Annotated in this window: 15 protein-coding genes and 1 other RNA gene; 8 read left to right on the forward strand and 8 right to left on the reverse strand. The window is 61.9% G+C overall.

Annotated features, from left to right (window positions below):
• Positions 1–56: 56 nt before the first annotated feature.
• Entirely contained in the window at positions 57–464 is a 408-nt protein-coding gene (locus AOA59_RS16650) for a flagellar basal body-associated protein FliL (protein WP_056860760.1), read from the forward strand.
• A gap of 97 nt (positions 465–561) precedes the next feature.
• Here AOA59_RS16650 and AOA59_RS16655 read toward each other — a convergent pair whose 3' ends face one another.
• The 4 genes from AOA59_RS16655 to AOA59_RS16670 form a co-directional block, all read right to left on the reverse strand.
• Entirely contained in the window at positions 562–1,680 is a 1,119-nt protein-coding gene (locus tag AOA59_RS16655) for an ABC transporter permease (RefSeq protein ID WP_099488364.1), read from the reverse strand.
• Positions 1,680–4,397, reverse strand: coding sequence for a ribosome-associated ATPase/putative transporter RbbA (gene rbbA, locus AOA59_RS16660; protein ID WP_099488366.1), 2,718 nt, complete (start codon positions 4,395–4,397; stop codon positions 1,680–1,682). Before rbbA ends, AOA59_RS16655 begins: the two co-directional genes overlap by 1 nt.
• Positions 4,394–5,359 (reverse strand): HlyD family secretion protein, encoded by a 966-nt coding sequence (locus tag AOA59_RS16665; RefSeq protein ID WP_099488629.1) that lies wholly within the window; start codon positions 5,357–5,359, stop codon positions 4,394–4,396. Before AOA59_RS16665 ends, rbbA begins: the two co-directional genes overlap by 4 nt.
• Positions 5,360–5,499: 140 nt before the next feature.
• Positions 5,500–5,949 carry an EVE domain-containing protein gene (locus AOA59_RS16670; protein WP_056860757.1) on the reverse strand — a complete coding sequence of 150 codons (450 nt, stop codon included), beginning with the start codon at positions 5,947–5,949 and terminating at the stop codon, positions 5,500–5,502.
• Between the two features lie 194 nt (positions 5,950–6,143).
• Between AOA59_RS16670 and AOA59_RS32670 the strand changes: the two genes are divergently transcribed.
• Entirely contained in the window at positions 6,144–6,293 is a 150-nt protein-coding gene (locus tag AOA59_RS32670) for a hypothetical protein (RefSeq protein WP_010207387.1), read from the forward strand.
• Positions 6,294–6,302: 9 nt separating this feature from the next.
• On the opposite strand, the gene AOA59_RS16680 is transcribed toward AOA59_RS32670, so the two are convergent.
• From AOA59_RS16680 to AOA59_RS16695, 4 genes are all read right to left on the reverse strand, one after another.
• Complete coding sequence (locus AOA59_RS16680; protein ID WP_065931844.1) at positions 6,303–6,932, reverse strand: 5-formyltetrahydrofolate cyclo-ligase; 630 nt, start codon at positions 6,930–6,932, stop codon at positions 6,303–6,305.
• A gap of 58 nt (positions 6,933–6,990) precedes the next feature.
• A non-coding RNA gene (ssrS, locus tag AOA59_RS16685) (6S RNA) lies at positions 6,991–7,169 on the reverse strand.
• Between the two features lie 30 nt (positions 7,170–7,199).
• Positions 7,200–7,517 carry a cell division protein ZapA gene (locus AOA59_RS16690; RefSeq protein ID WP_065931843.1) on the reverse strand — a complete coding sequence of 106 codons (318 nt, stop codon included), beginning with the start codon at positions 7,515–7,517 and terminating at the stop codon, positions 7,200–7,202.
• Positions 7,514–7,723: a TIGR02449 family protein gene (locus AOA59_RS16695; RefSeq protein WP_003177365.1), complete on the reverse strand. Its 210-nt coding sequence runs from the start codon at positions 7,721–7,723 to the stop codon at positions 7,514–7,516. Before AOA59_RS16695 ends, AOA59_RS16690 begins: the two co-directional genes overlap by 4 nt.
• 138 nt (positions 7,724–7,861) lie before the next feature.
• Between AOA59_RS16695 and AOA59_RS16700 the strand changes: the two genes are divergently transcribed.
• The 6 genes from AOA59_RS16700 (at position 7,862) to AOA59_RS16725 (ending at position 13,861) form a co-directional block, all read left to right on the forward strand.
• Positions 7,862–8,419: a YecA family protein gene (locus tag AOA59_RS16700; protein WP_017135268.1), complete on the forward strand. Its 558-nt coding sequence runs from the start codon at positions 7,862–7,864 to the stop codon at positions 8,417–8,419.
• Between the two features lie 20 nt (positions 8,420–8,439).
• Positions 8,440–9,762 (forward strand): Xaa-Pro aminopeptidase, encoded by a 1,323-nt coding sequence (gene pepP, locus AOA59_RS16705; RefSeq protein WP_099488367.1) that lies wholly within the window; start codon positions 8,440–8,442, stop codon positions 9,760–9,762.
• Positions 9,759–10,946: a 2-octaprenyl-6-methoxyphenyl hydroxylase gene (gene ubiH, locus AOA59_RS16710; protein ID WP_099488369.1), complete on the forward strand. Its 1,188-nt coding sequence runs from the start codon at positions 9,759–9,761 to the stop codon at positions 10,944–10,946. The genes pepP and ubiH overlap by 4 nt, the downstream gene beginning before the upstream one ends.
• The gene (locus AOA59_RS16715; protein WP_058421186.1) at positions 10,939–11,424 is read left to right on the forward strand and encodes a DUF4442 domain-containing protein; all 486 of its coding nucleotides are present in this window, start codon (positions 10,939–10,941) and stop codon (positions 11,422–11,424) included. The genes ubiH and AOA59_RS16715 overlap by 8 nt, the downstream gene beginning before the upstream one ends.
• A 9-nt stretch (positions 11,425–11,433) precedes the next feature.
• Positions 11,434–12,651, forward strand: coding sequence for a 2-octaprenyl-3-methyl-6-methoxy-1,4-benzoquinol hydroxylase (locus tag AOA59_RS16720; protein ID WP_178076268.1), 1,218 nt, complete (start codon positions 11,434–11,436; stop codon positions 12,649–12,651).
• A gap of 205 nt (positions 12,652–12,856) precedes the next feature.
• Entirely contained in the window at positions 12,857–13,861 is a 1,005-nt protein-coding gene (locus AOA59_RS16725) for an extracellular solute-binding protein (protein WP_099488373.1), read from the forward strand.
• Positions 13,862–13,950 lie beyond the last annotated feature (89 nt).

A 13,950-nucleotide genomic window follows, 5' to 3' on the forward strand; every position in this document is an offset into this window, starting at 1 on the left:
TGTACTCAGCCTTGCTAGCGTTATGCTACCCGGCAACCGAATTCGAGGAATGAACTGTGAAAGCGTGGATCCTGTTGATGCTCGCCCTGACCTTGCCGATGGCAGCCCAGGCCGAAGAAGCGAAAGAAGGCGAGGCGCCGAAGGTCAGCTATATCAGCCTGACCCCACCCTTTGTGGGCAACTACGGCCTGGATGGCACGGCAAAACTGCGGGTCTACAAGGCCGACATCGCCCTGCGCGTGACCGGGCCTGAAGCGGCCGCGGCCGTCAAAGCCAACGACCCGCTGATTCGTAACCAACTGGTGGCGCTTTTTACCCAGCAGACCAACGAAGCCATGAGCACGGTCGAAGGCAAAGAAAAGCTGCGCCAGGAAGCCCTGAAGCAAACCCAGCAAGTCATGAACGATGAGACTGGCAAGCCGGTGGTCGAAGACCTGCTCTTCAACAACCTGATCATCCAGTAAGTCGCTACGCGACGATCGCGGGCAAGCCCGCTCCCACAGGCGAATGCATTCCAACGGTGGGAGCGGGCTTGCTCGCGAAGAGGCCCTTACAGGCACCTCAAGAAGCCAGGCTCTTCCTGAACCTGGCCAACGCCACCGCAAAAAACACCAACCCAATCCCCACCAACGCCAGCAAATCCGGCCACACCACACCCACGCCCGCATCGCGAAACAAAATCGCCGCACTCAAACTCACAAAGTGCGTCGACGGCGAGCCCTGCATCACCCATTGCAACCACTCGGGCATGCTGTCCAATGGCGTACTGCCGCCAGACAGAAGCAGCATTGGAATAATCACCGGAATTGCCAGCAACCCAAACTGCGGCGTCGAACGCGCAAGGGTGGCGAGGAAGATCCCCAGTGCCGTGCTCGCAAACAGGTACAGCGCCGTCACCAGCAAAAACAGGCTCAGGGACCCGGCCAGCGGCACGCCGAGCAAACCTTTGACTACCAGCTCCAGCGACAGCCACGTGCACAGCACCACCACCAGCATGTTGCTCCAGATTTTTGCCAGCATGATTTCCAGCGCGGTCAGCGGCAGCACCAGCAAATGGTCGAGCGTGCCGTGTTCACGTTCGCGCAGCAGCGCCGTGCCGGTGAGCACGATGGCCAGGATGGTGATGTTGTTGACGATCTGGATCACCGCCAAAAACCAACCGCCTTCCAGGTTGGTGTTGAACAGCGCCCGTGTGGTCAACTGCGCAGGCACCTTGCCCGCCGCGTCGGGTTGCCCGCCGTAGCGCTGCAACTCACGCTGGAAAATCCGGCCGATATAGCCTGCGCCCATAAATGCCTGGCTCATCGCCGTGGCATCGACGTTTACCTGCACGCCCGGCTGACGCCCGGCCAACAGGTCCGCCTGGAAGTTGGCCGGCACATTGATCACGAAGGTGTATTCGCCGCTGTCCATGACCGTGTCCAATTGGTCGTAGGCCAGTGGGGCAGGCGGCTGAAACTCCGGTGGCTGCAACGCCTCGGCCATCTGCCGCGACAGCGCGCTCTGGTCTTCATCGATAAAGGCCACGCTGGCGTTGTGCACGCCAATCACCGAACCGGCGGCGGGCATGTAGATCGCGACCGTGAAGGCGTAGGCCAGAAACAGCAGCAACACGCTGTCGTGACGCAGGCTGGTGAGTTCCTTGAGGCCCAGGCGCAGGATATGAGCGAGCTTGTTCATCAGGCCTCCTGCTTCTTGAGCATGATCAGGCTCAGCCCGGTGAACCCGACGAAAAACCCGAACAGCGCCAGGCATTGCGGCCACAACTGGCGCAGGTCCAGGGCCTTGGTGAAGGTGCCCACGGCGATATCCAGAAAGTGCCCGGCGGGGAACAACATGCCCATCAGCGCGGCCGCGCCTTCCAGCGACGAGCGCGGCACGATCAACCCGGAGAACTGGATGGTCGGCAGGCTGGTGATGATCATGGTGCCGAGGATCGCCGCGATCTGGGTGCGCGTGAAGGCGGAAATCAGCAGGCCCATGCTCGTGGTGGCGAGTACATACAACAGGCCGCCGACCCCGAGCGCCAAGGCGCTGCCCTTGAAGGGCACGCCGAACAGCCAGCGGTTCATCGCCACCAGCAGCGCCAGGTTGACCAGGCTCACCGCCAGGTACGGCGCCTGTTTGCCCAGCAGAAACTCCAGGCGCGTCAGCGGCGTGGCGTAGAAGTTGGTGATCGACCCGAGCTCCTTTTCACGCACGATGCCCAGCGCGGTGAGCATTGCCGGGATAAACGCCAGGATCAGCGCCATCACGCCGGGGCCGATGGCGTTCACACTGACCACATCCTGGTTGTAGCGAAAGCGCGTTTCCAGCTTGGCGGCAGCTTGGGGGCTACGGGGCAGGCTGCTCAGTTCGGCCAGTTGTTGCAGATTGCCCTGGTGCACCGCTTCGACGTAGTTACGGCTGGTTTCGGCGCGAAACGGCATGCCGCCATCGATCCACGCAGCCACGGTGGGTTGGCGGCCGGCGTACAGGTCGCGGCCAAAGCCGGGCGGAATTTCCAGCGCCAGTTTGATTTCCGAACGTTGCAGGCGCCGGTGCAGTTCATTGGCATCGCGGATCGGTGCTTGTTCGGCGAAGTAGCGCGAGCTACGGAAGGCCTCCAGGTAGGCACGGCTTTGCGGGGTCTGGTCCTGATCGTAGACGGCGAAGGCGAGGTTTTCCACGTCCAGGGAAATGCCGTAGCCGAAGATCACCATCATGAACATCGCCCCGAGCAGAGCGAAGGCCATGCGCACTTTGTCGCGCAGCAGTTCCTTGCCTTCGCGGCTGGCGACGGCCAACAGGCGCGCGATGCTGAACCCGCGTTTGCGGGTGGGCGGCGTGCTGCTTTCGCTGACGGTTTTGTTCGGCGCGGCAGGTTCGGGTTCGCCCTGGGCCTGCTCCAGGCAGGTGACGAACGCGGCCTCCAATGTGTCGCCGTGGAAGTGCTGTTGCAGTGCGTCGGGTGTGTCGCAAGCCAGCACTCTGCCCGCGTGCATCAGCGAGATGCGGTCGCAGCGCTGGGCCTCGTTCATAAAGTGAGTGGACAGAAAGATCGTCACGCCTTGCTCGCGGGACAGCTCGATCAGCAACCGCCAGAAATCATCCCGCGCCGCCGGGTCGACGCCCGAGGTCGGCTCATCGAGGATCAGCACTTCCGGGCGATGCAGCACCGCCACCGCCAGTGAGAGGCGCTGACGCAGGCCCAGGGGTAACTCGCCGGAGGGTTGCTCGGCCACTTCACCGAGGTCGAAGCGCTGGATCAGCTCGTCGATACGCGGGCCGCTGTCGGCCTTGGGCAAGTCGAACAGTTGCGCATGCAGCACCAGGTTCTGGCGCACGCTGAGTTCGCCATACAGCGAAAAGCTTTGCGACATAAAGCCCACGCGCTTGCGGGTGGCCAGGTCCTTGGCATTCACCGGGTTGCCCAGCAGCGTGGCACTGCCTTCGGTGGCCGGCATCAGCCCGGTGAGGACTTTCATGGTGGTGGTTTTGCCGCAGCCGTTGGAACCGAGAAAGCCGAAGATCTCACCGCGGCCAATCGCAAAGCTGACCTTGTTCACCGCCGTAAAATCCCCAAAGCGCAGCGTCAGGTCGTGGGCTTCGATGGCGATATCCGTGTTGCCACTTTCGCGCGGCGGGATCACCAGCGGCTGGTTGTTGTGGGCGCTGTCACCCTGGAAGTGAGTAAAGGCCTCATCGAGTTTGCCGCTGGGTGTAACGGCTGCCAGTTCGCGGCTCAGGCCGTCGGCGATCAGCTTGCCGCGATCGAGCATCAGGCAATGTTCGAACTGCTCGGCCTCTTCCATGTAGGCGGTGGCCACCAGCAGCGTCAGCTGTGGGCGCTCGCTGCGCACGGTGTCGACCAGCTCCCAGAAACGCCGGCGCGACAGTGGGTCGACGCCGGTGGTGGGCTCGTCGAGAATCAACAAATCCGGGTCGTGGATCAGCGCGCAGCACAGGCCGAGCTTTTGTTTCATGCCGCCGGACAACTTGCCCGCCGGGCGTTCTGCGAAGCGCGCAAGGTCGGTGGCCAGCAGCAGGTTGTGCATGCGCTGCTCGCAATCGGCTTTGGACAGGCCGAACAGCGTGGCAAAGAAACGGATGTTTTCGCTGATGGACAACTCAGGATACAAGTTGCCGCCCAGACCTTGAGGCATAAACGCGATGCGCGGGTACAGGCTATTGCGGTGGCGGCGATCTTCGATGGCGCCGCCAAGCACCTCAAGCTGGCCTGCCTGCAGTTTCTTAACCCCGGCGATCAGCCCCAGCAAACTCGACTTGCCCGCGCCGTCCGGGCCGATCAACCCGCAGCGGGTGCCGGCCGGCAGGCTGAAGGCGATGTCGACCAGTGCTTGTTGCTTGCCGTAACGGTGGTGGATGCCGGTGGCGTGCAGCGCCAGGCCGCTCATTGCAGGTTGGCCGGCCAGTCGATATCAGCCGTGCGCACATAACCCGCGCCGGGCATGCCCGGTTTGGCTTGCGGCACGGCGCTGGGTTGGGTCAGGCGCAGCTTGACGCGGAACACCAGTTTCTGGCGCTCGTCGCGGGTCTCTACCTCTTTGGGGGTGAATTGCGATTTGGCCGCGACAAAGCTGATTTTCGCCGGCAACGGTTGCTGGGGCAGGGCGTCGAGCAGGATGCGTGCGTCGCTGCCGACGGTGAGGCGGCCGGTGACGGAGGCGGGCAGGTACAGGTTCATGTACTGATCATTCGGGTCAATCAGCAGTAAAACTCTGCCGCCCGCGCCGAGCACTTCACCCGGTTCAGCCAGGCGCAATTGAATGATGCCGTCGATGGGCGCGCGCAGGCTGCTGTCGTCGATTTCGCTGGTGAGCTGGGCCACCTGGGCCTGCGCCGCGCCGATGGCCGCTTTCACCGCGTTGACCTGAGCCTGCGCTGCGATCACGGCCGCATTGCCGGTGTTCTGGCGTGCTTGCTGCTGGTCGATCAACTGGCTGCTGGCAAAGCCGCGCTTGTACAGCTCCTGGGTGCGTCTGAGTTCCTGGTTGGCCAGCAATTGCTCGCTCTGACGCAACTGCACGTTGGCCTCTGCGGCGGCGAAGTTCTCCTTGGCGCGCAGCACTTCGGCTTCGGCCTGGGCGCGCTGGGCTTCGAGGGTGCGGGTGTCCATGCGTGCGAGCAATTGGCCTTTGAGCACCTTGTCGCCTTCATCCACGCGCACGTCGGCCAGGCGCCCGGGGATCTTGGCGGCGATCTGTACTTCGGTGGATTCCAGGCGGCCATTGCCCATGCTCAAGCCTTCGGGCAGGCGGTCCTGAGTCGATCGCCAATAACCGAACCCGCCGGCACCCAGCAACAAGGTGATCAGCGCAACGGCGAAAAGGCGCGACATAGTGTGATTCGTAGACATGACGGCATCCTGCGGCATTAGCATCCTAGTTTGACCGATACCGCCCGAAGGCTCTTGATACCGGTCAAATGAAGCGCAAGCCTAACCCTCTTGGCGTGAAGATGCTTGCATCACAGGTGTGACCGCAGGGTTCTGCCTTTTCAGCGCAGGGCGAGTACCGCTGCCCATTGTTCGGCCGTTACCGGCATCACCGACAGTCGACTGCCTTTTTGCACCAGCGGCAATTCGGCGAGGGCGGTTTGTTGTTTCAGGTAACCAAGGCCCAGCACCTTTGGAAATGTCTCGACGTGGGCCACGTTGAGTGCTGTCCACGGGTTTTTCTCCGGCGTGGCTTTGGCATCGAAGTAGTGGCTTTCGGGCTCCAGCGCGGTCGGGTCCGGATAGGCCGCCTCGACAATTTTGCCGATACCGGCAATGCCCGGCTCAGGGCAGCTGGAGTGGTAGAAGAAAAACTCATCACCAACCGCCATGGCTCGCAAAAAGTTGCGTGCCTGATAGTTGCGCACGCCGTCCCAGCGCGTTTCACCGAGCTTTTCCAGGCCTTTGATGGACAGTTCGTCGGGCTCGGATTTCATCAGCCAGTAGGCCATTTTTGGGCTCCTGAAAAAGGCATTGGGTAAGTTGTCAGGCAATTCCATGACAAACCGACAGTCGGTTGGCGTCAAGGTTTGCGTGTTGGGTCACGTTACCGCAGAATGCCCGCTTTTAAGCTTGGCGCAGCTGCAACGGACTACTTTGGAACGTTGTTGTCATCGTGTACGAGGTGCCTGAAGGGGGGCAATCGATGCAACGTAAACCGGATTTACTATGGATTTTGGTTATTTTGTTTGGTCTGGGCGTCGTGACCACCGGGTATGCCCAGAGCTTGTGGTCGAACAAGACCGATGCACCGGTTGAACTGGCTCAGCAGCAGCCACAACCGTTCAAGCGTTAACACTTCTTTTTAAGGCGTCGCTGGTTCCAGCGACGTTTCTGCGACATACCATTTCTTATCGGTGACCGTGCCAGCCAATGGCACATCCCAGCTCGCCTGCGCCAAACGGTCGACCTTCTGGCATTCATGGGCCAGGCCCAGCAACGTGGGTTTGCGCCAGTTTTTGCGCCGAGCCAGGTAGGCCAGGCTGCGGTCATAAAACCCACCGCCCATGCCCAGGCGTCCACCCACATCATCGAAGCCCACCAGCGGCAACAGCACCAGGTCCAGCGCCCAGACGTTGCGCTGGCGGTTGGCATTGACGTGCGGCTCAAGGATGCGAAAGCGGTTGGGCAATAACTTATCCCCAGGCCGCACGCGCTGAAACACCATCTTGGTGCGCGGCCAGGCACTGAGTACTGGCAGATAAGTGGCCTTGCCCCGGCGCTGGGCAGCGCGCAGCAGCAGGCGCGGATCGATTTCACCGTCCGTGGGTAGATATAAAGAGATATGTTTGGCCCGGCGAAACAGCGGGTGCTGTGCCAGTTGCCGATACAGGCCGTGGGCAGCCTTGCGCTGCTCGCTCGGCGTAAGGGCGCGGCGGGCTTTGCGCAACATGCGTCGAAGTTGCGGACGGGAAAGCGGCGCAGGTTCGGTCATGGTTGTTCGGCTCATAAAACAATGCCAGTCCTGAGACTGGCATTGAGTTTTGGAATTCAGGCTCCCCGACAGAGCCGCTGTCGACTTAGCCCTTGAACCCGAAAGTTCAAGGTGGAAGATGCAGTAGGCTTTAAGGCTTTCCGTCTAGCGGACATGCACACCAGCCCAACGTGCAACTTCCAGGGTAGTGCGAATCGGCTCAGGGACATCGCCGACTGGCAAACACGCCAGGGAGTGAGGCGAGTATACCTTAAACAGACGCGTCATTCAGCCCTTGGGTGGCTCTGGATCGGTAGAAAGTGCCAGATCCACGCGTTCGAGCAGGTCGCGCACCTGCTCACGTGTCGAGCCGCTGGCCTGCACGTCAGGCCGTTCCTGCTTATGCAGCAGGTCGTGGGTGATGTTCAGCGCGGCCATCACGGCGATACGGTCGGCGCCGATGACTTTGCCGCTGCTGCGGATTTCACGCATCTTGCCGTCCAGGTAGCGGGCAGCACTCACCAGATTGCTGCGTTCTTCCTGCGGGCAGATGATCGAATATTCTTTGTCGAGGATCTGCACGGTAACGCTATTGCTTGAACTCATGAGTCTTGCTCCAGGGCCTTCAGGCGCGAAATCATCGATTCGACCTTACGCCGGGCGATTTCGTTTTTTTCAATGAGGTGAGCGCGTTCCTCGCGCCAGGTCTTTTCCTGAGCTAATAGGAGTCCGTTTTGACTCTTAAGTTGCTCGACCCGATCAATTAGCAGTTCGAGTCTGGCCATCAGCGCTTGCAGGTCGGTGTCTTCCATTGGGTTCCACTGGATTTGTCTGATGAATGGCAACTTCAGGATAAACGATCTGACGCCCTCGATAGTCTTGGTACGTCTGCCGGTGCTAGGATACAGCGCTTCATTCTAGACATTGCGCCGTCTGGCGCCTAGCTCACCATGCCTATTCAGAACTCCCCGTACGACGCTTTTTCCAAACTGCTGAGCTCCAGCGGTCATCCTTGCTCGCCTGCCGAACTGCACGGCGTGCTGTTGGGCCGCAGTTGCACGGGTGTTGGCTTCGATGCCGACAACTGGCTGGCCGATGTGGCCGAGCTGCTGGAAACCGAACCCACCGAGAACGTGCGTAACGCACTGATCGGCCTGCAAGAGATGGTCAAGGGCGAACTGACCGGTGATGACGTCACCGTGGTCCTGCTGCTGCCGACCGACGACGCGCCGCTCACCGAACGCGCCGCCGCACTGGGCCAATGGTGCCAGGGCTTCCTGCACGGCTTTGGCGTAAATGCCGGTGGCCTGGAGCTGAGCACCGACGCCAAAGAAGTGTTGCAAGACCTGGCGGCCATCTCCCAGGTGCAAGATGCCCTGGAAGAGTCCGAGGACGGCGAAGGCGACTATATGGAAGTGATGGAATACCTGCGTGTCGCGCCGCTGCTGCTGTTCACCGAGACCAAAAAATCCGCTGAGCCAGCCGCACCCAAGCCGTCGCTGCACTAAGCAAGGAAACCCATTTGCCCATGATTCATATCCCGAAAGCGGAATACACCCGTCGCCGCAAGGCGCTCATGGCGCAGATGGAACCCAACAGCATCGCGATCCTGCCGGCCGCCGCCGTGGCCGTCCGCAACCGTGATGTCGAGCATGTCTACCGCCAGGACAGCGACTTCCAGTACCTGAGCGGCTTCCCTGAACCCGAAGCGGTGATCGTGCTGATGCCCGGTCGCCAGCATGGCGAGTACGTGTTGTTCTGCCGCGAGCGCAACGCCGAACGCGAATTGTGGGACGGCCTGCGCGCCGGTACTGAAGGCGCCATTCGCGACTTTGGCGCTGACGACGCGTTCCCCATCACCGATATCGACGACATCCTGCCCGGCCTGATCGAAGGCCGCGACCGGGTGTATTCGGCCATGGGCAGCAACGCCGAATTCGACCGGCATGTGATGGAATGGATCAACGTGATCCGTTCCAAAGCGCACTTGGGCGCCCAGCCGCCGAACGAATTTGTTGCCCTGGATCATCTGCTTCACGACATGCGCCTGTATAAGTCGGCGGCAGAAGTGAAGGTGATGCGCGAGGCCGCGCGTATTTCCTGCGCGGCCCACGTCAAGGCGATGCAGGCCAGCCGCGCCGGGCTGTATGAATTCAGCCTCGAAGCCGAGCTGGATTACGAGTTCCGCAAGGGCGGTGCGAAGATGCCGGCCTACGGCTCCATCGTCGCCGCCGGGCGCAACAGCTGCATCCTGCACTACCAGCAGAATGACGCGCTGCTCAAGGACGGCGACCTGGTGCTGATCGACGCCGGTTGTGAGATCGACTGCTACGCCAGCGATATCACGCGCACGTGGCCGGTCAGCGGCAAGTTTTCGCCCGAACAAAAGGCGATCTACGAGATTGTGCTGGCCTCCCAGGAAGCCGCCTTTGCCCAGATTGCGCCGAACAAACATTGGAACCAGGCCCACGAGGCGACCGTGCAGGTCATCACCGCCGGGCTGGTGAGGCTGGGGTTGCTGCAAGGTGACGTCGACGAGCTGATCGCCAGCGAAGCCTACCGTGCCTTTTATATGCACCGCGCCGGCCACTGGCTGGGCATGGATGTGCACGATGTGGGCGAATACAAGGTGGGCGGTGAATGGCGTGTGCTGGAAGTCGGCATGGCGTTGACCGTGGAGCCGGGGATTTATATTTCGCCGGACAACCAGAATGTGGCAAAGAAATGGCGTGGCATTGGCGTACGCATCGAGGACGACGTGATAGTGACCAAGCAAGGCTGTGAGATTCTGACCGGCGGCGTCCCCAAAACCGTCGCCGAGATCGAAGCGCTGATGGCGGCTGCCCGATGAGCCGGGTCAACCTGGCGATTATCGGCGGCGGCCTGGTGGGCGCCAGCCTGGCGTTAGCGCTGCAGGCCGGTGCCAAGGCGCGGGGTTGGAAGATCGTGCTGATCGAACCGTTCGCGCCGGGTGACACTTACCAGCCGAGCTACGATGCGCGTTCTTCGGCGCTCTCCTATGGAGCGCGGCAGATCTATCAGCGCCTGGGTGTGTGGCAGGACATCTCGCGCCGCGCCGAGCCGATCAAGCAGATTCATGTGTCGGACCGGGGGCGGTTCTCCACTGCGCGCTTGTCCGCCATGGAAGAAGGCGTGCCGGCCCTCGGCTATGTGGTGGAAAACGCCTGGCTCGGCCAGTGCCTGTGGCAAGGCCTGGACAAAGAGGTGGTGAGCTGGCGCTGCCCGGCGGAAGTCACACGTATGGAGCCGCTGCCCGACGGCTATCGCCTGACCCTCAACGATGAAACCGTGCTGGACTGCGACCTGGCGGTATTGGCCGATGGCGGCCGCTCCGGTTTGCGCGAGCAGTTAGGTATTGGCGTGAAAACCCGCCCGTACAACCAGAGCGCGCTGATCGCCAACATCACCCCAAGCGAAGCTCACAACGGTGAGGCCTTCGAGCGTTTTACCGATGAAGGCCCGATGGCCCTGTTGCCGTTGCCGGACAACCGCTGCGCGCTGGTGTGGACACGCATCGGCATGGACGCCCAGCGTTTGGCCAACCTCGATGAGCGCAGTTTCTTGAGCGAACTGCAGGGCGTGTTCGGCTACCGCCTGGGCACCCTCAAGCAAGTCGGCGCACGGCACCTGTACCCGCTGACGTTGGTGGAAGCCGAAGAACAAGTGCGCTCGCACCTGGCGATCCTCGGCAATGCCGCCCACAGCCTGCACCCGATTGCCGGGCAGGGGTTCAACCTGTCCCTGCGCGATGCCAATGCCTTGGCCGAAGCCTTGCTGGCCGGGCCGGCGGTGCCGGGTGACTTGGCGACCTTGCAGCGTTACCGCGAAAGCCAGCATCTGGACCAGAAACTCACGGTGGGTTTCTCCGATCAAGTTACGCGCCTGTTTGGCAGTGCCCAGCCGTTAGTGGCTTTGGGCCGCAACATGGGCCTGCTCGGCCTGGACCTTTTACCGCCGGCCAAACGCTGGTTTGCTCGTCAGGCCATGGGCCTGGGAACGCGCCCCGATGCGTAAGTGGTTGATTCAACGTTTGGGTAAAGCGCGGCTGTTGCGTTGGGTCATGACCCTTTATCCGCCCTATCTCGGGGCGGGGATAAGCGTGCAGCACATGAGCGCTGACTTTCGTCATGTCAAAGTGCGCATGGGCCTGGGCTGGTACAACCGCAACTATGTCGGCACGCAATTCGGCGGCAGCCTGTATTCGATGGTCGACCCGTTCTACATGTTGCTGTTGATGGAAAACCTGGGTCGCGACTACATCGTGTGGGACAAGGCTGCGAGCATCGACTTCGTGTCGCCAGGCAAAGGCCCGGTATACGCCGAATTTTCCATCGACGACGCCTTGCTGGACGAGATTCGCCGGCAAACCCAAGGTGGCGAGAAGTACCTGCCCCACCTCAAGGTCGAGATTCATGACGGCTCCGGCACCCTGGTGGCGCGGGTCGACAAAACCCTTTACGTGCGGCGCAAGCCGCCAGCAAAGCAGGCTTAAAGCATGGACATGCGCGCAGATGTGCTGATTGTCGGGGCCGGAATGGTCGGAAGCGCCCTGGCGCTGGCGTTGCAGGGCAGTGGCCTGCAGGTGCTGCTGCTCGACGGCAGCGCGCTGAGCGTCAAGCCATTTGACCCTACGGCTGCCTTCGAGCCACGGGTGAGTGCCTTGTCGGCCGCCAGCCAGCGCATCCTTGAGCGCCTCGGCGTGTGGGACGGCATTGTGTCGCGGCGCGCCAGCCCCTATGGCGAGATGCAAGTGTGGGACGGCAGCGGCACCGGGCAGATCCACTTCTCGGCGGCCAGTGTGCACGCCGAAGTGCTCGGACATATCGTCGAGAACCGCGTGGTTCAGGACGCGCTGCTCGACCGCCTGCATGACTGCGACCTGGGCCTGCTGGCCAATGCCCGCCTGGAACAGATGCGCCGCTCCGGCGATGACTGGCTGTTGACCCTGGCTGACGGCCGTAAACTGCGTGCGCCGCTGGTGGTCGCCGCCGATGGCGCCAACTCCGCCGTGCGCCGCCTGACCGGCACAGCGACCCGTGAGTGGGATTACCTGCATAACGCCATCGTCACCAGCGTGCGCAGCAGCCAACCCCATCAGCGCACGGCATGGCAGCGGTTTACCGACACTGGCCCGCTGGCGTTTCTACCACTGGTGCGCGATGGCCAGGAAGACTGGTGCTCGATCGTCTGGTCGACTACCCCGGCCGAATCCGAGCGCCTGATGGCGCTGGACGACGAAAACTTCTGCCGTGAGCTGGAGCGCGCCTTTGAAGGGCGGCTCGGCACGGTGATCAGCGCCGATCCACGTGTGTGCGTGCCATTGCGCCAACGACACGCCAAACGCTATGTGGCCGAAGGTCTGGCGTTGATTGGCGACGCGGCCCACGTGATCCACCCGCTGGCGGGGCAGGGCGTGAACCTGGGTTTCCTCGATGCGGCGGTGCTGGCCGAGGTGCTGCTGGCAGCCACCGAACGCGGTGAGCGCCTGGCTGATGTGAAGGTACTGAGCCGCTACGAACGTCGGCGCATGCCACACAACCTGGCGCTGATGGCGGCCATGGAAGGCTTTGAACGCTTGTTCCAGGCCGACCCGTTGCCGTTGCGCTGGTTGCGCAACACCGGGCTGAAAATCGTCGACCAGATGCCCGAAGCCAAAGCCGTCTTCGTCCGTCAGGCCCTCGGCCTGACCGGCGACCTCCCGGAACTGGCCAAACCCTGAATTGCAATGCGTCCCCTGTTGGAGCGGGCTTGCTCGCGAAAGCGGTGTATCAGTTACACATGTATCGACTGACACGACGCCTTCGCGAGCAAGCTCGCTCCCACAAGGGAAAGCGCTGTGCAACATCTCGTAACGCCTCCACCAAGCGCTACCAAATGTGAGTCCTTATCATTTGCCCTCTTTTTGCAAATGAGAGACCGCACCCATGTTGGCACCCAAGCGCCTCCTGACTGCCCTGGCACTCACCCTTATCGGCAGCACCACCGTGCAGGCAGCCGACGAAGTCGTGGTCTACTCCTCGCGCATCGACGAACTGATCAAGCCGGTGTTCGATGCCTACACCAAAAAGACCGGCGTGCAGGTGAAGTTCATCACCGACAAGGAAGCCCCGCTGATGCAGCGCATCAAGGCCGAAGGCGAGAACGCCACCGCCGACCTGTTGCTCACCGTCGACGCCGGCAACCTTTGGCAGGCTGAGCAAATGGGCATCCTGCAGCCATTCACCTCGGCGGTGATCGACAAAAATATTCCGCTGCAATATCGCTCCTCGAACCACGCCTGGACCGGCTTGAGCCTGCGTGCGCGGACCATCGCCTATTCCACTGCCCGTGTTAAGCCGGGTGACCTGACCACTTACGAAGCCCTGGCCGACAAACAATGGGAAGGCCGCCTGTGCCTGCGCACGGCGAAAAAGGTCTACAACCAGTCGCTGACCGCCACCCTGATCGAAACCCATGGCGCGGCCAAGACCGAAGAAATCGTCAAAGGCTGGGTCAACAACCTGTCCACCGACGTGTTCTCCGACGACGTCGCCGTGCTGGAGGCGATCAACGCCGGGCAATGCGACGTGGGCATCGTCAACACCTACTACTACGGCCGCCTGCACAAGCAGAAGCCGGATTTGGCGGTAAAACTGTTCTGGCCGAACCAGGGCGACCGTGGCGTGCACGTGAACCTGTCGGGCATTGGCCTGACCCGGCACGCACCGCACCCGGAAGCGGCCAAGGCATTGGTGGAGTGGATGACCACGCCTGAAGCGCAGCAGATCTTCGCCGACGTGAACCAGGAATTCCCGGCCAACCCGGCGGTGCCGCCATCGGCGGAAGTGGCGACCTGGGGCAAGTTCGTGGCCGATACCTTGCCGGTGGAAGTGGCAGGCAAGCGCCAGGCTGAGGCTATCCGCCTGATGGATCGCGCCGGCTGGAACTGACTACAATTTGCAGGCAAGCGCCGAACTAAATGTGGGAGCGGGCTTGTGTGGGAGCTGGCTTGCCTGCGATAGCATCACCCAGGTGTAAC

The sequence above is a fragment of the Pseudomonas sp. 2822-15 genome (genome assembly GCF_002742515.1).
In the GTDB taxonomy this organism is placed as follows: Bacteria; Pseudomonadota; Gammaproteobacteria; order Pseudomonadales; family Pseudomonadaceae; genus Aquipseudomonas; species Aquipseudomonas salomonii.